Here is an 18,487-nt window from a genome sequence, read left to right on the forward strand (position 1 = left end):
CGGTCAGTCCTCTACGTGTGCGCGGCGACGACGCCGCAGGACGAGTGTCGCCGCGAGCGCGGCCACGAGCGCGATCCCGACGGCGGCCACGACGACGGTCACCCACGACACCCCGGTCGACGAGGAGTCGTCCGGTTGCGCCTGCTCGCCGGCGGGCACGACGACCGGCTGCTGACCGGCCACCTGCATCAGGGCCTGCCCGCTCAGTGCCGACCAGCGATCGGGATCGGCGGAGAGCCAGCGCAGTACGGCGTCGAGGTCGGCGGCGTCTCGGGTCGACGTCGCGACCAGCACCGTCCGGCCGGCGTCACGCGCGACCTGGAGCGATCCGAACCTGACCCCGGGGGTCAGGACCACGTTCGACGGTTGGCCGTTCGCGCCCAGCACGGTCAGGGTCTGACCGTCGGCGGTCACCGGCAACGTCAGGTCGGGCAGCCGCTGCCCGTCGGCGGCGATGATCACCGCAGGTGCGCTCGAGGACATCGCGTCGTCGACGGACACCACGTCCACCCCGAGCCGGACCGCCGACAGTCGCTGCAGACCCGACATGATCGATACGGCGCGCGCGACATCGTCGACTCCGCCGTTCGTCCAGGCGAGCGAGGCCCGCGGCATGAGAGCCTGCGGCAGCGAGCCGAATCCCGGCGGGGCCGGCGGATCGGCGGCCTCCGAACGGACCTCGCCCGCCGAGCTCAGGCTCAGCGAACTGCGCACTCCCGAACCGCATTCCTCGCCGACGTCGCCGTGGTTGTAGGTCACGGTGACCTCGGTGTAGCGACCGAGCACGTCGGCCGGTACATCGACCCACCGGTTGTAGCTGCCCGATGCGTCGGCGGGCCAGGACGCGATGACGCGCTCACCCACCGACACCGCGATCTGACCGCCCAGCGGCGTATACGTACCGGACAGCTGCAGGCGCACGTCCTTCGACGGCCGGCCGAGCCGGGCCTGGTCGATCCCGAAGCCGATCGAGGGCCACCCCGACGAGGTGACGAGCTGATCGCCCACCCCCAGATCCGCGAGGCTGCTGACAGCGGGCGCGAGTTGCGGTGCCGCGAAGGGCGGTCCGGCGACGGCCGCCGAACTGACCGCGATCGACGACAGATCAGAGGCGAGGAACTCCACCTGCGCCGGGAGTTCCTCGGCGCTGCCGCCGATACGCAACACCGGCCAACCGGCACCGGGTCCGAGGCTGAGCCCCTCGGGCATGGTGGTGGAGATGACCACCTGACGTTCCAGCGGGCCCACCTCCTGCCTCGGTGCGGTGCTCCCGCGCCGTATGGAGGCGACCTCGACGTCGACGGTCGCCGACCCGTAGTTCGCCACGACCGCGGTCGCGAGCGACACGGCCGCAGCGCCTTCGGCCGGCTGCACGTCGTCGGGTACGAAGATGGTGAGTTTGCGCAGGACCGGCGGCAGGAACCCGGCGACGGTCTCCGGCGTCGACTCGCGGCCCGAGTACGACACGGTCGAGTTCTGGATCGAGAATCGCGAACTGTCGTCGAACAGACATGAGCCCGCGGTACGCAGATACGTCCGCAGGACGAGGTCGGCGGAATTGCGCTCGACGCGAATCCCGCGCAGCGGCAACGCGATCGGCGAGTTCACCGCGGAATCGATCGGGGTGCGCGAGATCAGCCGATCCCCTTGCAGCACATCGACATTGCCACCGGTGACGAAGGTCGGGAACTGCGCCGTCCCGCGGATCTCGGTGGGGGTCAACCCCGGCGGCACAGCAAGCGACAGACTGACCTCACCCTGTTGCCCGGGAAATCCGATGGTCGCCGACGAGCCGAGGTCACGCAGGCTCAACGGGGGCGGCGGGTCACCGGGAGCGGCCGACGCCGACGGCGCCGACAACGTTTCGAGACCCGCACCGAGGGCGAGGATCAGGCCCGCCAGCAGGACACCCACCACGCGGGCCGGCAACCGCCCGCGACCATACGACCGACGTCCACAGGACACGTGCAAATCCCATTCCTCCGAGTACCCCAACGTCCACCGCGAACCGCCCCACCCGCAAAGTTAGCCTAGGGAATGTCCTGCCACAGCGGTTGGCCTCCGAAATCCCCGCCCGGTGGGAGCGCACCGGCGACGCGGTTCGAATCCCGAACGTTCCACGGTGCGGCACCGATGTCTGCGACGATGGCGATCGGGCCGACAACCCGATGACCGATCCCAGAGAGCACGAGAAAGCCGAACCCGAGGAACTCCCATGCGCCCAGTCCACGTCGGTGACCGGATCGACGGCGGAACGTATGTGGATGTCGCCGGCCAGACGCTCTGGCATTTCTCCGACGGGAACCCGCAGGGCGCGCCGACGGTGCTCTTGCACGGCATCTTCGCGTCGGCCGCGTCCTGGGGCGCGCAGGTCCCCGATTTCCTCGACGCCGGACTGCGACTGTTCCTACCCGAACGTCCCGGACACGGTCACAGTCCCGATGTGGACGGCGATTTCACCTGTGCCTCGATCGTCGCGCGCACGATCGCCTACCTCGAGTCCGTCGTCGGGCGGCCGGCGAACCTCGTCGGTTGGGCCGACGGCGCGGCGATCGCGCTCGTCGTCGCGCGCGACCGGCCCGACCTGGTCAACCGGCTCGTATACGTCGGCGGCTATCTGAACAGCGGTGGGCGCCAGACCGATCGGTTCGTCGAACTGGTGTTGAACCGGAACCCGACCACCGTCGAGTACCTGCGTACCCACCACGACGCGACGTCTCCCGATGGGCCGGAACACTTCTCGGTGGTCTACGACAAGACGATCCGCATGCTGTCCACCGAACCCGACTATGCGGTGGCCGATTTCGCCGATGTCCGCGCCCCGACCCTGGTGGTGGTCGCAGATCGCGGACTGGTCCGGATGGAGCACGCCCTCGACATCGTCCGGACCCTGCCGAACGCGCGCCTCGCCGTCTTACCCGGGACGCACATCCTGCCCGTGGAGGCCCCGGAGCTGTTCAATCCGCTGGTCCTGTCGTTCCTGGCGGCGGATCCGCCCACCGAGTGGTTACCGGAGTGACCGGGCGCGCACCGGCGCTCAGGCCTCGGACGGCGCGTGCACCCGGTACCACGCCTGCCGGCGCAGGGTGTCCGGGTCGGCGACGACGCGGTCGGGGTCGTTGATGACCAGGACCTTCCGCTCGGCGGTGGTGTAGGCGGGCCAGCCCAGACCGGGATCACCGGTACGGGCGAAACCACCCCAGCGGCCCTGCATGCTGTCGGTGACGCGACGCGTGCCCGGCCAGTCTGCGACGGCAAGGCCCGCGCCCATGGGTGCGCGGTAGGCACCGAACACGGTGAACAGTTCCGTCGCGTGTGTCGCTCCGAATCCCGTGACGTCCAGCACCTTCGTCCGATAGTCGTAGCGGTACACGTAGGTCGGCGCGACCTTGGAGTGCCCGTCGGCGAATGCACTCATCGGCGCCCAGAAGATCGAGTCGCCGGCCAGGCGGATGCGATCGCGGTCGCCGTTCTCATAGTGGGAGGCGATCTCGCGGCGGACCTCCTCGTCCTCGACTCGCATCAACATGCGTTCGGAATCGGGTAGGACGTTCCACAGTTTCGCGAAGAGTTTCCCCTCGTCCTTGTTGCTGCCGACCACCAACGGCACCGGTATCGTCCGCCCGGCGGCCGCTGTGGCGAGAGGCGAGAGCGGCAGGAGATCCCCGTCGACGACCGGCGCGAACGGGATGGCGCCGCCGCCCGACTTCGCCGCGAAGCGCATGAGGCGGTTACCCGCCTCGAGCAGCAGCGCCGGGTTGGGTGTGGTGAGCAGACGTTGCGCCTCGGCCGGATCGATCGGCTCCTCGGTCCGCTCCATCGTGGTGCTCCGGCGCTGCGGATCACGCAGGATTCGCACGAACTCGTCGGCGTAGACGCCGGCCTCGTCCTGTTCGACAACCAGTTCGGGAGCCGGGCTCTGGGCGATGGCGTGGTGGAACAGACCACCCGCCTCGGGCGCGGACAGCAGTGAGAGCACCGACGACCCGCCGGCGCTCTCACCGAAGACGGTCACGTTGGCGGGGTCGCCGCCGAACGCCGCGATGTTCTCCTGCACCCAGCGCAGCGCGGCGATCTGGTCGCGCAGGCCGGCGTTGGCGTCGAACGGCCGGTCGTCCGTGGCGAACTGCGAGAGATCGAGGAAGCCGAACGGGCCGAAGCGGTATTGGATCGTCACCACCACGACGTCCTGGGCACGGGCCAGGAACGCGCCGTCGTAGAGCGGTGTCGCGGCGGTTCCGAGGATGAACGCACCGCCGTGGATGAAGACCATCACCGGCCGCGGCCGCGACGACGCCACGTCCGGCGAGAACACGTTGAGCGTCAGGCAGTCCTCGGCCATCGGCGCGAACCTGCCGGGAGCGACGGCGGTGAACCGCTTCTCCTGGATGGCGGCCTTGGCGAGCCTGGTGCAGTCGCGCACGCCGGGCCAGTCGGGTGCGGGTTCGGGTGCGCGGAAGCGGCGGTGGGCCACCGGGGGCGCGGCGAACGGGATTCCCCGCCAGCTGATCGTGCCGCGGCGCAGCCGCTTCCCCCGGGCGCCTCCGACGACGCCGTTGACCGTGGTGACCTTGGTGTCGAGCAGTGCCATGACCCCACCGTAGACGAATCGTCCGATTCGTCTGGTCATCCGGCGACGGATCTAGAATGTGGCCCATGACCGCCGACAGGGCTTCCGTTGACCCGGCGCCCATCCGCATCGATCTCAATGCGGACCTGGGCGAGGGGGTCGGCGACGACGAGGCGATGCTGACCATCGTGACCAGCGCCAACATCGCGTGCGGCTTCCACGCGGGAACACCCGCCGATCTCCTGGCGACGTGCCGGGCGGCCGTGTCCGCGGGAGTCCGGATCGGCGCCCAGGTCTCCTACCCCGACCGCGCCGGGTTCGGCCGCCGGTTCATGGAGATGTCGACGCCGGATCTGATCGCCGACCTCGTCTACCAGATCGGCGCGCTCGACGCCCTCGCCCGGTCCGTCGGCGGGACGGTGACCTACGTGAAACCCCATGGCGCGCTGTACAACACGGTCGTCCACCACGATCAGCAGGCCGACGCGGTGGTGGCCGCGATCCGCGACGTGAACCCGGGACTCGCGGTGATGGGCCTACCGAACTCGGTGGTCCTCGCGCGCGCCGAACGCGCCGGACTGCCGATCATCACCGAGGCCTTCGCCGACCGCGCCTACACGCCGGCCGGCACGCTGGTCCCCCGCACCGAGCAGGGTGCGGTGCTGTCCGACAGCACCGAGATAGCCCGGCGGGTCGTCGAGATGACCACCACCGGGCGCCTGACGGCCATCGACGGCACCGTGGTCGGCGTCGCCGCCGATTCGATCTGTCTGCACGGCGACACCCCGGGCGCGGTCTGCCACGCCCGCGCGGTCCGCGAGGCCCTCGCCCGAGCCGGGATCGAGGTCGCCCGCAGCCGGTGGTGAACCGGGGCGCTGGGGGCTACCGACGCCGCTGACGTGCGAATTCGGCGAGCACGACGCCCGCCGCGACCGACGCGTTGAGGCTCTCGACATCACCGGCCATGGGGATGGACAGGATCGAGTCACAGCTCTCGCGCACGAGACGCGACAGACCCTTGCCCTCCGACCCCACGACGATCACGGTCGGGCCGGTGCCGTCGTAGTCGTCGAGGGTCACGTCGCCGCCGGCGTCCAGTCCCACGAGCTGGGCACCGGAGTCCGCCCAGTCCTTGAGGGTGCGGGTGAGGTTGGTGGCGCGCGCGACCGGAAGCCGTGCGGCGGCGCCGGCACTGGTCCGCCATGCCACGGCGGTCACGCTCGCACTGCGGCGCGCCGGGATCACCACGCCGTGTCCGCCGAACGCGGCCACCGACCGGATCACGGCACCCAGGTTGCGCGGGTCGGTGATGTTGTCGAGCGCCACCAGCAGCGGCGGATTGCCGCTCGCCTTGGCCTCGGCCATCAGGTCGTCCGGATGGGTGTACTGGTACTCCGGCACCTGAAGTGCGACACCCTGGTGCATCCCGTTGGTGGACAGGCGATCCAGCTCGGGCTTGCCGACCTCGAGGATGGCGATGCCCTGGTCGCCGGCGATCTTGACCGCCTCGGCGACACGCTCGTCCGGCTCGGAGTTGGTGGCGATGTAGAGCGCCGTCGCGGGCACACCGGCACGCAGGCACTCGACCACGGGGTTGCGGCCGAGGACGTACTCGGGCCCGTCGTCCTTTGCTCGCGCCCCGCCGCCACCGCTACGTCCGGTGTTCGACTTCGCCGCGGCCTTGGCCTTCTTGTGCGCGGCGTGGTAGGGGCGGTCGACCGCCTTCGGGGTGGCGCCGCGGGCCTCGAGACCGCGCCTGCGCTGACCGCCGGACCCGACGACCTGCCCCTTCTTGGTGCCCGACTTGCGGATCGCACCCTTACGCTTGGAATTTCCTGCCATCACGCCTCACCCTTCAATGCCCACTGTGCACCATCAGGGGTGTCGGTCACCTCGATGCCGGCCTCGGCCAGGCGGTCTCGGACCGCATCCGCGGTCGCCCAGTCCTTGGCGGAACGCGCGTCGGCGCGTCGTTGCAGTTCGGCTCGTACCAGCACGTCCAGTGCGGAGTTCGCGGCCGAGTCGTCGGCCGAACCGGCCCACTGGTCGTCGAGCGGGTCGACGCCGAGAATCCCCATCATCGCGCGCACCGACGACGCCGCGGCGAGCGCGGCCGCCCCGTCACCCGCCTCGAGGGCGGTGTTGCCCTGGCGGACGACGTTGTGCACGACCGCGAGAGCGGCCGGGACGCCGAGATCGTCGTCGAGTGCGGCACCGAACTCGGGGTCGATCTCGCCGACCACCACATCACCCACACGGGCGGCGACGCGTTCGACGAAGGACTCCACCCGCCGGTAGCCGGCGGCCGCCTCGGTGAGCGCTCCGGGCGAGTACTCCAGCATCGACCGGTAGTGCGCACTGCCGAGGTAATAGCGCAGTTCGACGGCACGGACCCGCTGCAGCATCGCGGGGATCGACACCACGTTGCCCAGCGACTTGCTCATCTTCTCGCCACCCATGGTGACCCAGCCGTTGTGCAACCAGTACCGCGCGAACGGATCTCCGGCACCGTGCGCCTGGGCGATCTCGTTCTCGTGGTGCGGGAACACCAGATCCATACCGCCGCAGTGGATGTCGAATTCGGCACCCAGTAGACTGGTGGCCATCGCCGAGCACTCCAGGTGCCAGCCGGGGCGGCCGGGGCCCCAGGGCGTCGGCCACGACGGCTCGCCGGGCTTGGCCGCCTTCCACAGCGTGAAGTCGCGGTGGTCGCGCTTTCCGGTGCCGGCGCTCTCGCCCTGGTGCACGTCGTCGAGCTTGTGCCCGGACAACGAGCCGTACTCGGGGAGGCTGCGGACATCGAAGTAGACGTTGCCGTCGGCGACGTAGGCATGGCCCCGGTCGATCAGCCGCTCCATGTACTCCACCATCTGGGTGATGAAGCCGGTGGCGCGCGGTTCCGCCGACGGCGGCAGGACCCCGAGAGCACGGTAGGCGTCGTCGAAGGCGCGTTCGTGAGTGGCCGCCCACTCCCACCACGGACGACCGGCGTCGGCCGCCTTGTGGAGGATCTTGTCCTCGATGTCGGTGACGTTGCGGACGAACAGGACGTCGAGCCCCTGGTGGGTCAGCCAGCGGCGGAGGATGTCGAAGGCGATACCGCTACGGACATGGCCGATGTGCGGGACACCCTGCACCGTCGCGCCACAGAGATACACCGATGCCTGGCCTGGGTGCAGCGGCACGAAGTCGCGCACCTCTCGGGAGCTGGTGTCATGTAGGCGCAGGGTCACGACCGGCAATCCTACCGGACCACGAGCGGGCCACTGACCGCCCGAGGTGCCGGGCGAGGGCCGTTCCGCAGCGGGAATGCCATCAGCCCGCGTCGGCGGCGAGGACCGGGTCGAGAATCGAGTCGACCAGCGCCTGCATCGTGTCGAGCGTGTCCGCGAGGACCGCCACGGCCTGTTCGGTGTGCGGGTACCGCACCCGCACGTGGATGCCGTCGCGGTCACGCCAGAACCACCACTGGGCGGTGTCGGTCGGCTTCTGGCTCGAGATCTGCCGGACGACGACGTCACCGCGCGGCGTGGGCAGTCGCGTGTAGTCGACGTAGGACATCATGAAGACGTCGCTGCGCCCGGGACGAAGGCGATCACCGAAGGCCGCGTAGACCGGGGTCAGCCCGATCTCGGCCAGCGGGAGCGCCGCGGCGAGGCGTCGGGTGTTGCGGTACATGGCGGCGTACAGGTCGCCGGTCGCGCTGATCCGCATCGGCGCGTTCCCCACCGACCAGCTCACACAGCCCGGCCCCGCCCCGGTCCCGGCGGGCACCACGGTGGCCACCTCGTCGGGTCCGCCGGCGGCGTGGACGGCCATGCCCGCACAGGTGAGGACGGCCGGATAGGTCCGGGCTCCGCGACGGTGGACCGACGAACTGAAGATCGCGGCGTCGTCGCCGGACAGCAGCGTCCGGACCATCGTGTGCACGGGCAGGCTGTCCCCGGGGGCGACACCCAGGTCGAGCGGGAACTCGGGAACCGTCCAGCCGGTCGCGGTGAGGAACTGCTCCCAGCCACCGAGGCGCGGATCGTCGGCGGTCACCGACGCCTCACCCCCGGCGAGGACCCGGAGTGCGTCGAGGCCCGACTCCGCCGGCGCCAGCCCGCGTCCGGCGAGCAGTTCGCAGATCTCGGTCGACACGACGGCCAGGGATCGGGCGTCGACATAACAGTGGTCGAAGGCGCAGACCAGCGTCGTGACGCCGGGGCGGATGACCGCCGCCAGGAAATGCGGCATCGGTTCGAAGGGATTACAGGTCGCACCGATGTGTTCGATCAGCCGCGCGGCGAACGCCTGCGCCGAGAGTCCGTCTCCCGCCTCGCGGAACTCCTCTTTGACATCGACGCCGGGGTGCAGCAACCGGGCGACGCCGCCGTCGTCGGTCGGCACGTAGTGACTGCGCAGAGCGTCGTGGCGGGCGATGATCGTGCCGAACACCTCGCCGAGCAGATCCGCCTCGAGCACCTCCGGGAAGTCCAGGGTCAGCGCCATCCAGCCCGGCTGCCCGGCGGCGATCGAGGACAGGTGGAACCGTTCGTTCTCCGACACCGGTGCGCTCGACCTGGCGGCCGCCCCGCCCGGAACGGCACGCCACCGGACCAGTTCACCCGGCTCGACCTCCCACGACTCGGAACTCGAGAGCTTCATCGCGCACTCCTTCTCGGTTGGCGGGGGTCGGCAGATGGGGGCTCGGGGGTCGGTTCGGGCGTGGGGTCGCCTGCGGCGTAGTCGGTCACGATGGACTCGATGCGCTCGATCAGATCGAGGATCGAAGCGCGCGCCACGTCGTTGTCGGGGACGTGTGAGCGCACGACGAGCCCGGCGTCGGTCCGCGTGAACCACAGGTTGGCATTACGGGTCGGCCCGACCCCGCTGGAGGTCTGCATCGTCGACAGGACCGGGTCGTCCCCGAGCCCGAGACGGCGAACATCGGTGTAGGACATCATGTACGGGCTTCCGTCGAGGCCCTTGAAGACCCCTTCGCCGGCGAGCAGACCCAGGACGCCGTGGGCCGGCACCGAGGCGGCGCGGCGGGCGGCACGCACACTGTCCGTCGCGACGCGGACGTGGTCGTCGAACGAGGCGCCCGGGTGCTGCGGCGCGTCGACGATGACCGGCGCGAAGTTGCAGAGCCAGCCTTGCGTCCGTTCGTGCCCGGCGCCTCGGCTCGCCAGTACCGTGGACACGAAGAATCGTGACTCCCCGGTGGATTCACGATGGCGGGCCGCGAGCGCGGCGTAGAGGAGTCCCGCGAAGTTGCCGCCGACCGCAGCGAGCCGGGCGTCACAGCGCGCCAGGTCGTCAGGGGCCAGCAGCCAGTGCTCGACCGCGACCGCCGGTTGCGGTTCACCGTCGGTCAGGCCCAGCTCCAGAGGACACCGCGGAGCCCGACCGTCGTTCGCGGACAACGCATCCCGCCAGAGAGCGACGCGCTCGTCATCCGCGGTCAGGATCTCCGCGGCCGCACGCTCGGCCGCGATCGCGTCACCGAAGGCACCCGCGGGACCGAGTCCGGCGGGCTCCCCGGCACATCTACCTCGGTACAGCGCGACGATCTCGGACAGCGCGAGCGCCGACGAGTAGCCGTCACCATGGGCGTGGTCGGTGGCGTAGAAGAAGGTGAAGGCGCCATCGGAGACCGCGGCGGCGCACCAGGTGCCCGGGACCAGTTCCGCGCGAGCCGTTTCCGATGCGCGGCGCCCCACCCAGGGCCCGAGTTCGGCGTCGGAGACCACCAGCGGTTCCCCGGTGCGCTCGGCGACACCGAACTCGAACGCCTCCGGTGGCGCGACCCACCGCTCGGGCCCCGTGGCGCCTCTGCGGTAGTGGGCACGCAGTTCCTCGTGCCGGCGGACGAACTCGGTGAGTGCGCCACTCATCGCCGCCTCGTCGAGCGGGCCGTCGAAACGCGCGGCGGCGAGCAGGAACCCGTGGTGAGGCCGACCGTCGGATCGCTTGTCCGCCATGGTCGCCAGATGATCCGACTGCAGGAACGACACCCCGTCGCCCCATCGCCGCGCCGCCCGGGCGGCGCCTTCCGGGTCGCCGAGTTCCCATTCGACGATCCGTCCACCACGAAGGTGTGGACGGAGTCGAACGGTCAGCGACCCGGGGACACCGAACCCGGGTGAGACGCGTGGGGACCGCAGGGTGCCGGACATCAGCGGTCCGATGCGACCGTCGACCCTCCGGCTACCAATTCGGCGGTGCGGTAGGTGTACTCGCAGTCACCGTCGGCGACGATCTGCTTGAGGAGCGCGTGGAAGGTCGACAGGAAGACCTCGACCGCCGGGGCATCCTCGGCCGGGAAGCGCGAGGACACGTTGACGCCGGTGGGGATTCGGTTGATCCAGAAGTAGACCTCGTCGGCGTCGCGGGTCGCGCTGCGCAGCACACGTGCCGCCCGCGGCTCCCATTCCGCCGCCCCCTCGGCGTGACGAAGATCGATGTAGGACACCACGAATCCCGGAGGCGTGACGTCTCCCCCGATGAGCTCGGCGACCGGGGCGAACGGGGCGCCGCCCACATCCTTGTACTGGGCGGAGGTGGCCGCGACGGCGGTGAGCGCGTCGGTGAACTTCACCGGCCGGCCCGGACGGACCGCCACGGGGATGATCCCGACGAACCAGCCCACGGCCTCGCCCCACTCGATCGCGTTGCGGGTGTGTACCGGACCGATGAAACGGAGATCCGCGGAGCCGGCCAGCGCGGCCGACGTCATCGAGAGCGCGGTGTAGACACCGGCGGTCATCGACGACCCGGCCGCCTTGCAGATCGAGTCGAACCGCTTGGTCTCCGCGGCGTCGAGCAGCCAGTGCGACAGCGTCGCCTGGAAGCCCTCGTCCGGGGTGCGCTGGGCCGTGATGGTGCGCGGTGCGTCAGCGGGGACGTCGAACCGCGGAAACCGCGGGATCGACTCCGGCTGTACCGCGGTGGCGGTGTCGTCGAAGAAGTCGCGCCACTGGCTGACCGCCGCGTTGTTGGCGTCGATCTGCTCACCGAGACGACGCTCGGCGTCGCTGAAGTCCAGGTAACTGCCGAAATCGGCGAGTCCGTGCGTCTCACCGGTGACCTCGGCGAGGTACAGCGCGGTCAGCTCGCGGATCGCGAACACCTGCGTGTAGGCGTCCATCACCGTGTGATCGGCGGCGAACACGACGAGGAAGCTGTCGTCGACGCCGGGCGTCTCGACCGTCACCGCGATGCAGTGCGGCCACGCCAGCGGCGTGACGGTGGTGTTGAAGTACTCGGTGACGAGTTCGGAGACCTCGGCGGGCTCCAGATCTGTCCCGAACGCCCGCTCGCGCACCGAGATCGCGTCCGCCGCGACGGTGATGCGGGTCAGATCGCCCTGCAGGTGGCCGGCCTCGTGGACGCGCACCGAGGTCCGGAACGCCTCATGCCTGCGGTACCACGCAACGAGCGTGCGCGAGAACGCATCACGATCGAGCGGCCGTTCGATGCGGAATGCGGTCCCGATCCACTGGCTGTACCAGTCGTCGCCCTCACGAACCGCCCGTCGGGCGTGTTCGAGGTGCATGTACGACAGCTGCCGCGAGTCGGCCTGCCATTCCGATGCCTCGACCGCAGGTTCCCAGGCGGTGACCGTACCGCCGGGCATCGAATAGTCATTGAGTTCGGTGTATTCCATCAAAACCTCCCGTGTCGACACACGTCTCGGCCCCCGACTGATGGTCTTGCTCCGGCTCCTCCCCGAGCCACTGCGCTGCCGCGCGCTAGCGATGTTGTCGGTCGTGACCGACGTGGGCACACCTCCCCGGAACCGAGAACGGTTGTGCCCATGTTCGTGTCGACTGGCAGCGCGATGACCCCGATGTATCGCCCCACTGTGACGTTGTTCCGGAGGATTTCCGGGCAAGCCGGCCGGTCGTGGTCAAGTCGCGACGAACGGCACTGCGTCGGGCGATACCCGTCATGTCGTCGCGTCCTCCGAGTTCTCACCACCGGTGTTCAAACAAAAAGTCCAGGACCGCCCATCAGGCGGTCCTGCACATTGGTCACGACAGTAACCCGAATTCATCCGGTTGGATAGTTCGGCATACGAATTGAGTTTCAGCAAGGCAACCCTTAAAGATCCATGATATCGAGGGTTTCGAGACGTCACCGGAAGGCCGTTCGCCCACCTGTTCGAGGCCGGGCCACCACGGAGTTCTCGGGTAGGGTTTGCACGGTCCCGGCGCCGGCGACGCGGGTCGGGTGCTGTCGATGCCGATGACGGATCACCGAATCCGCAGGTTCGCGCGACCATCCACCCGGCCCCGCCGACAGAAGATGGTCCACGCCGATCAGGCGGGCATGTTCACACCGGCCGGCTCACCACCGGTCCGGCGATCGTAGGAAGACACCCGGGAGGCGCTCATATGGGAACTCTTTGTGACACAAGGCACATGGCATCGGCGCGCGATCGAGAGACCCACGCCCGTCGGAATGTGGAAAGTATCACTCTCGACGAACGGCAGGCGCAGTCATGAATTTCGCATCCCTGGTCGGCAACGCACCCGGCGTAGGACAGGACCCGACCGTCGACCGGCTCACCGCCGACGACGACCTCTTCGTCCGCATGGATGTGATCCTCGGCCTTCCCGTCGTGAACCAGACGCTCTGGCGTTTCCCCGGCACGGTCGACATCGATGCCTTCGCGTCCCTCGCCGAGAAGCTGCGCCGTGGACGCCTGAGCCGTCTCGTCGCAACCCATCGCGGTCCTGGCCGCGCCCACTGGCGCTACACCCCCGACGCCGGCCACTTCTCCGTCCAGGCCGAGCCCGTCCCGGTCGGCGGTGAGGAGGAATGGGGGCGCGCCCAGGCCGACGCCGAACTCGACATCGAGAACGGTCCCGCGTGGCGGCTCGTCGCCGCGCGGACAGCGGACGACAGCTCCGTGCTCGTGTCGCTGGTCATCTCCCATGTCATCGCCGACGGCGGGACGGGTGCGGTGGCGGTGATCGAGGCCGTCCACGGCCTGGACTACACCCCCGGTACCGCGCCGGGCCTCGTGTCGAATGTCCTCGACGCCGGCGACCTGCTCTGGAACGCCGGGAAGACCGCGGTCCAGATGGCCCGCGCGAGCAGGTCGGGGCCGCCGGTCTCACCGGCCCGGGTGACCGGCCGGCCTGCTCCCGAGACCGACGTCGCCGGCGCCGAGATCGCCCCGAACGTGACCGTCCTGATCCCGACCGTCGATTTCGCGGCCGCGGCGCAATCCCGGGGCGGCACCGACAACAGCCTGTTCGCGGCCCTGATGGTGGGGGTTCTGGAGCGGTGCGGCCGGGTGTCCCCGGGTGACGTCGTCCCGGTCTCGCTACCCGTCTCGTCGCGCACACCCGACGACCGCCGCGCGAACGCGACGTCGGGCGCCACCGCGTTCGTCGAGGCGTCGGCGGACCGTTACGAGGACCTGACGGCCGTCCGGGCGGCGTGCAAGGAGGCCTACAACCGCCTGGCCGCGAATTCCGGCAAGGTCGCGCAGCGCGCGGTGGTCCTGCAGGTGCTGAGTGCATCGCTCACCCGACGCCTCGCCGCCAATGTCACCACGCCACTGTGCCTCGCCTCCAACGTCGGGCTGGTTCCCGACGAGTTCGCGACACTGGGCACCGGCGAACACGGCGAACTCTCCGTCCGGGCCGTCACCGCCACCGACGACCCCCGTCGACTCCGCGACCGCAAGGGCGGGATCAGCGGTTGGCTCGCAGTCGGCGCCGACACGGTGATGTTCAGCGTGAGTTCACTTGACCCGGTACGCATCCCGGACGTCGCGACCATGCGCCGGCTGGTGGCCGCCGAACTCGCCGCCTGGGGCCTGCACGGAAAACACTGGGGCGCATGAGGATCGCATTCACCGTCCACGGCAGTCGGGGCGATGTCCAGCCCGCGGTCGCCATCGGGGCCGAGCTCGCGCGCCGCGGCCACGAGGTCCGGGTCGCCGTGCCCGAGGATCTCGTCGAGCTGACGGCTGCGTCCGGGTTGCCGACGCAGGTGCTCACGCCGTCGACCGCGGAGCTGCTGGCGAGCCCACTCGTGAAGGAACGCCTGAAGTCCAAGAACCCCCGGGTTCGGCTCAAGGCCCTGGGCGAGGTCGCCGACCACGGTCGCGCGACTTCCGAACGCGTCATGGGCGAACTCGCCGACGTCTCCGATCTGCTCGTCACCGGGCCGCTGGCACAGGACCGGGCCGACGCCATTGCGCAGAGTCGCGGCATCGGATTCGTTCCGCTGCACTATTGTCCGCTGCGCCCCAACGCCAGCCTCGACGTCCGCTACCGGGAGTACCCGCGTCCGGTCTCACAGGCGATGTGGCGCCTCGCCGATCAGACCTACTGGCTCACGCTGCGGGGCGCCGACCGGAGACTGCGCACCGAACTCGGGCTCCCACCGGCGAAAGGACCTCTGGGAGGACGGCTTCGGAGTGCAGGTGTGCCCGAGATCCAGGCCTACGACGCCGCGCTGTTCCCCGGACTCGAGAACGACTGGGGCCCGCAGCGTCCGTTCGTCGGATTCCTGTTGCCGGACAAGGACACTCGCGCAGCACTGTCGAACGGCGACGACGCCACCTCGCCGGCGGTCGAATGGGCGGACGCCGACGAGGCACCCGTCTACGTCGGCTTCGGCAGCATGAAGATCACCGCCGACCAGATCGGCGGCATCGTCACCACTCTTCTCGATCGTGGGCTCCGCGTGATCGGACACACCGATCACCAACTCTCCCAGCATGATCGGCTGCTCCATCTCGACCAGCCGGTGGATCACGAGACCTTGCTGCCCCGGTGTCGCGGTGCGGTGCACCACGGCGGTGCCGGCACCACGGCGGCGGCGACCCGCGCGGGCATCCCGTCGGTCATCACCTGGCTCAGTGCGGATCAGCCGATGTGGGCCGCGGCGCTCCGACGGAACGGAGCCGGGTCGGGCAACAAGCTGGCGCGGTTCGGCCCGTCCGACCTCGACCCGCTCACCGATCCGGCAGTCGCGGCGGCGGCCACGCGCCTCGGTGAACGGCTCACGCCGCCGGCCGACGCCGTCGCCAGCGCCTGCGAGACCCTGCTGGACGCCGCCTCACACTGAGGCCGAGGAGCGGGCGGCGCGGTCACGCGTCGTCGAGCAGAGCGGTGGCGACCGCGGCGATTCCCTCGCCCCGACCGGTCATGCCGAGTCCGTCGGTGGTGGTCGCCGACACGGAGACGGGCCCGCCGACCGCCGCCGACAGCACTTCCTGTGCCTCGGCGCGGCGCGGACCGATCTTGGGACGGTTCCCGACGACCTGGACGGCGGCGTTCACGACGCGGAGGCCTTCGGCGGCGACGAGCTCGGCGACGTGGGCGAGCATGGCGACCCCGGAGACGCCCTCCCACTCTGGCCGCCCGGTGCCGAACACCGAGCCGACATCGCCGAGTCCCGCGGCAGACAGCACGGCGTCGCACAGTGCGTGCGCACCGACGTCACCGTCGGAGTGGCCCTCACAGCCGGGCTCGTCGGGAAAGTGCAGACCGACCATCCAGCATTCGGCGGATGCGTCGATGCGATGAGCGTCGGTCCCGATGCCGACCCTCATCGCCCGACCTCCGAGTCGAGAGCCGGTTCACCGACGACATCCCGGATGATGCGGAGGTCCCACGGCGTGGTGATCTTCATGGCGAGGGGGTCTCCCGGGACGACGTGGACGGGGATGCCGCAGCGTTCGGCGAGGCCGGCGTCGTCGGTCGCGAGACCGGAGTCGTCGGCGTGTGCACGCAGCAACGCCTCGCGGGTGAAGCCCTGCGGGGTCTGCACCGCGCGGAGTTCTTCGCGGTCGACGGTCCGGGCCACGAGTTCGAGCCCGTCAGAGCCCGGCGTGACCTGTTTGAGGGTATCGACGACGGGCACTCCGGGCACCACTGCTCGATGTCCGGCGGCGACGGCCTCCACCACTGCGGTGAAGACGTGAGCGGGCGTGAGCGGGCGCGCCGCGTCGTGGACCAGGAGGATCTGCGCGGCGCCGGCCGCGGCGATTCCCGCGCGCACCGAGTCCGATCGGTGAGCGCCGCCGGGTACGACGACGACCCCGGGGAGCAGCTCTCGAGCACGCTCCACGAGGTCGATCGGCACCACGACGACGATCGACGCCCCGAGCGAGGCGGGGATGTTGTCGACGCATCGTTCGATGATGCTCCGGCCACAGAGGTCGACGAAGGCCTTGGGTACCGGCTCGCCGAGTCGGGTTCCCGACCCGGCAGCCGGAATGATGACGCAGACTTCTGCGCCGGAATCCTCCGGCGTAGTGGTCATGTGTATTCGATCCTGATCCAGGTGAACCTGAGATCAGGAAGCGGCAGCGAGGACCTCGTCCAGGATGCTGGTTGCCTTCTCGTCGTTCGTGTTCTGTGCGAGCGAGAGCTCGTCCACGAGGACGCGACGAGCACGGGTCAGCATCCGCTTCTCACCGGCCGACAGTCCTCGGTCCTGCTCACGACGCCAGAGGTCGCGGACGATCTCGGCAACCTTGATGATGTCGCCCGAGATGAGCTTCTCCTGGTTCGCCTTGAATCGGCGTGCCCAGTTGGTCGGCTCCTCGGTGTGCGGTGCCCGCAGCACCTGGAAGACCTGATCAAGACCCTCTTGCCCGACCACGTCGCGGACGCCCACGTATTCCAACTTCGTCGAGGGAATCTGAACGGTCATGTCACCGTCGGCAACCTTGAGAACAAGGTATTCGATCTGCTCACCCTTGATGGTCCGGGTCACGATGTCTTCGACCCGAGCAGCACCGTGATGGGGGTAAACGACGGTGTCGCCAACTTTGAAATTCAATGTTCCTTGCCCCTTTCGAGTGAACCCAGTCTAGCACGGGCGTTCCGAGGGCCCCACCCAACGGTGCAGGTCAACGCGGTGAACCGGTCTCACTGCAGGCTCTTGCGAGGTGGCGAGGGGTGTCGTAGCAGCGTGTTCGGCATCACGCAGCACCATGCACACGACGGCCGTCGAGGCCCCCTCGCCGGCCCCCGAGACACGCCCTCGCAGACACGAATCGGGCACCCGGGGGGACTTTTCCCCACGGCGCCCACTACGCTGCGTAGTGCAGGGTTTCGCGCGCTGCAATTCGACTTCGTTTGACCTGGGAGGATCGGGTGTCAGTGCTTTCACTATCCGCACGGCGATCGGCGTTTCGGCCTACTCGTCTGGCCGCCGCAGTAGCCACGATCGGCATCGCCGTTGCCCTGGGCACCACCGGTTGCGGTGCGGGACAGATCTCGCAGACCGCCAACCAGCTGCCCGCAGTGAACGGCGCGAACGTCAACATCGACGCCCTGCAGTTGCGGGACGTGCAGATCCTCTACCCGGAGAAGGACGCACCGACCGTCTTCGGCAACGGCGGACCGTTCGAGCTCGCGTTCGTCGTCGCGAACTCCGACCAGACCGCCTACTACCGCCTGAAGGAGATCAAGCCCGAGAAGGGTTCGGTCGAGTTCGTCGAGGGCAGTGATTCCGCTGCGCGCGTCATCCCGCCGGGGCAGGCTCTCAGCAGCGGTACGCCAGTCGGCTCCGTCCGTGACAGCGAGAAGCGGGTCACCGCGGAACTCTCCGACACGGGCGACACCGTCGCCGCCGGTCTGACCACCGACCTGACCTTCGTCTTCGAGAAGCGCGAGAGCAACGGCTCGTGGGTCCCCGCCGGTGAGACCACCGTGCAGACCCCGGTCGACGCCGGCGCGGAGCTCGAGCGCCAGGACGTCGCCCGCAACGCGGAGCCGACGTTCTACAACCAGCATCACGGCGAGGTCGGCCCCGGGGACGCCGAGGGCGGCGCTCCCGAGGGCGGACACGAAGAGGGCGGCGGGCACTGACCCCCTTCCCCTGAATACGCACGACGAGGCCCGGCATGCGCCGGGCCTCGTCTGTTTTGTCGGTCCCCCCGCCTAGGCTAAT

General features: G+C 69.6%; 15 protein-coding genes. 5 read left to right on the forward strand and 10 right to left on the reverse strand.

Going from position 1 to position 18,487, the window contains the following annotated elements; genetic code table 11:
• Positions 1 to 3: 3 nt before the first annotated feature.
• Positions 4 to 1,929: a hypothetical protein gene (locus BLU62_RS18645; RefSeq protein WP_244278251.1), complete on the reverse strand. Its 1,926-nt coding sequence runs from the start codon at positions 1,927 to 1,929 to the stop codon at positions 4 to 6.
• Between the two features lie 286 nt (positions 1,930 to 2,215).
• Here BLU62_RS18645 and BLU62_RS18650 point away from each other — a divergent pair, with 286 nt between their 5' ends.
• Complete coding sequence (locus BLU62_RS18650; protein WP_074851247.1) at positions 2,216 to 3,019, forward strand: alpha/beta fold hydrolase; 804 nt, start codon at positions 2,216 to 2,218, stop codon at positions 3,017 to 3,019.
• A gap of 18 nt (positions 3,020 to 3,037) precedes the next feature.
• Here the strand turns inward: BLU62_RS18650 and BLU62_RS18655 are convergent, their stop codons facing one another.
• Positions 3,038 to 4,591: a carboxylesterase/lipase family protein gene (locus BLU62_RS18655; protein WP_074851248.1), complete on the reverse strand. Its 1,554-nt coding sequence runs from the start codon at positions 4,589 to 4,591 to the stop codon at positions 3,038 to 3,040.
• A gap of 65 nt (positions 4,592 to 4,656) precedes the next feature.
• On the opposite strand from BLU62_RS18655, the gene BLU62_RS18660 reads away from it, so the two are divergent.
• The gene (locus BLU62_RS18660; RefSeq protein ID WP_074851249.1) at positions 4,657 to 5,436 is read left to right on the forward strand and encodes a LamB/YcsF family protein; all 780 of its coding nucleotides are present in this window, start codon (positions 4,657 to 4,659) and stop codon (positions 5,434 to 5,436) included.
• Between the two features lie 16 nt (positions 5,437 to 5,452).
• On the opposite strand, the gene rlmB is transcribed toward BLU62_RS18660, so the two are convergent.
• The 5 genes from rlmB to BLU62_RS18685 all read right to left on the reverse strand — a co-directional run bounded on the left by rlmB (position 5,453) and on the right by BLU62_RS18685 (position 12,224).
• The gene (gene rlmB, locus BLU62_RS18665) at positions 5,453 to 6,412 is read right to left on the reverse strand and encodes a 23S rRNA (guanosine(2251)-2'-O)-methyltransferase RlmB (protein ID WP_074851250.1); all 960 of its coding nucleotides are present in this window, start codon (positions 6,410 to 6,412) and stop codon (positions 5,453 to 5,455) included.
• Positions 6,412 to 7,803, reverse strand: a complete 1,392-nt coding sequence (gene cysS, locus BLU62_RS18670; RefSeq protein WP_074851251.1) for a cysteine--tRNA ligase — start codon at positions 7,801 to 7,803, stop codon at positions 6,412 to 6,414. Before cysS ends, rlmB begins: the two co-directional genes overlap by 1 nt.
• A gap of 82 nt (positions 7,804 to 7,885) precedes the next feature.
• Positions 7,886 to 9,220: a condensation domain-containing protein gene (locus tag BLU62_RS18675; RefSeq protein ID WP_074851252.1), complete on the reverse strand. Its 1,335-nt coding sequence runs from the start codon at positions 9,218 to 9,220 to the stop codon at positions 7,886 to 7,888.
• Positions 9,217 to 10,734, reverse strand: coding sequence for an acyltransferase (locus BLU62_RS18680; RefSeq protein WP_074851253.1), 1,518 nt, complete (start codon positions 10,732 to 10,734; stop codon positions 9,217 to 9,219). The genes BLU62_RS18675 and BLU62_RS18680 overlap by 4 nt, the downstream gene beginning before the upstream one ends.
• Complete coding sequence (locus BLU62_RS18685; RefSeq protein WP_074851254.1) at positions 10,734 to 12,224, reverse strand: condensation domain-containing protein; 1,491 nt, start codon at positions 12,222 to 12,224, stop codon at positions 10,734 to 10,736. The genes BLU62_RS18680 and BLU62_RS18685 overlap by 1 nt, the downstream gene beginning before the upstream one ends.
• A gap of 837 nt (positions 12,225 to 13,061) precedes the next feature.
• Between BLU62_RS18685 and BLU62_RS18690 the strand changes: the two genes are divergently transcribed.
• Together BLU62_RS18690 and BLU62_RS18695 are read left to right on the forward strand one after the other, a co-directional pair.
• On the forward strand, positions 13,062 to 14,417 hold the full coding sequence (locus BLU62_RS18690) for a condensation domain-containing protein (protein WP_074851255.1): 1,356 nt from the start codon (positions 13,062 to 13,064) through the stop codon (positions 14,415 to 14,417).
• Positions 14,414 to 15,649, forward strand: coding sequence for a nucleotide disphospho-sugar-binding domain-containing protein (locus BLU62_RS18695; protein ID WP_074851256.1), 1,236 nt, complete (start codon positions 14,414 to 14,416; stop codon positions 15,647 to 15,649). Before BLU62_RS18690 ends, BLU62_RS18695 begins: the two co-directional genes overlap by 4 nt.
• Before the next feature lie 22 nt (positions 15,650 to 15,671).
• Here BLU62_RS18695 and ispF read toward each other — a convergent pair whose 3' ends face one another.
• Genes ispF through BLU62_RS18710 form a run of 3 tightly spaced genes read right to left on the reverse strand, consistent with a single transcriptional unit; the run spans position 15,672 to position 17,371 of the window.
• A complete protein-coding gene (ispF, locus tag BLU62_RS18700) occupies positions 15,672 to 16,136 on the reverse strand; it encodes a 2-C-methyl-D-erythritol 2,4-cyclodiphosphate synthase (RefSeq protein WP_074851257.1) in 465 nt (154 codons plus the stop codon).
• Complete coding sequence (gene ispD, locus BLU62_RS18705) at positions 16,133 to 16,849, reverse strand: 2-C-methyl-D-erythritol 4-phosphate cytidylyltransferase (RefSeq protein ID WP_074851258.1); 717 nt, start codon at positions 16,847 to 16,849, stop codon at positions 16,133 to 16,135. The genes ispF and ispD overlap by 4 nt, the downstream gene beginning before the upstream one ends.
• Positions 16,850 to 16,882: 33 nt before the next feature.
• Positions 16,883 to 17,371 carry a CarD family transcriptional regulator gene (locus BLU62_RS18710; protein WP_074851259.1) on the reverse strand — a complete coding sequence of 163 codons (489 nt, stop codon included), beginning with the start codon at positions 17,369 to 17,371 and terminating at the stop codon, positions 16,883 to 16,885.
• Positions 17,372 to 17,694: 323 nt separating this feature from the next.
• Between BLU62_RS18710 and BLU62_RS18715 the strand changes: the two genes are divergently transcribed.
• Positions 17,695 to 18,405: a copper chaperone PCu(A)C domain-containing protein gene (locus BLU62_RS18715; protein ID WP_074851260.1), complete on the forward strand. Its 711-nt coding sequence runs from the start codon at positions 17,695 to 17,697 to the stop codon at positions 18,403 to 18,405.
• Positions 18,406 to 18,487 lie beyond the last annotated feature (82 nt).

Source organism: Gordonia westfalica (genome assembly GCF_900105725.1).
Lineage (GTDB): Bacteria > Actinomycetota > Actinomycetes > Mycobacteriales > Mycobacteriaceae > Gordonia > Gordonia westfalica.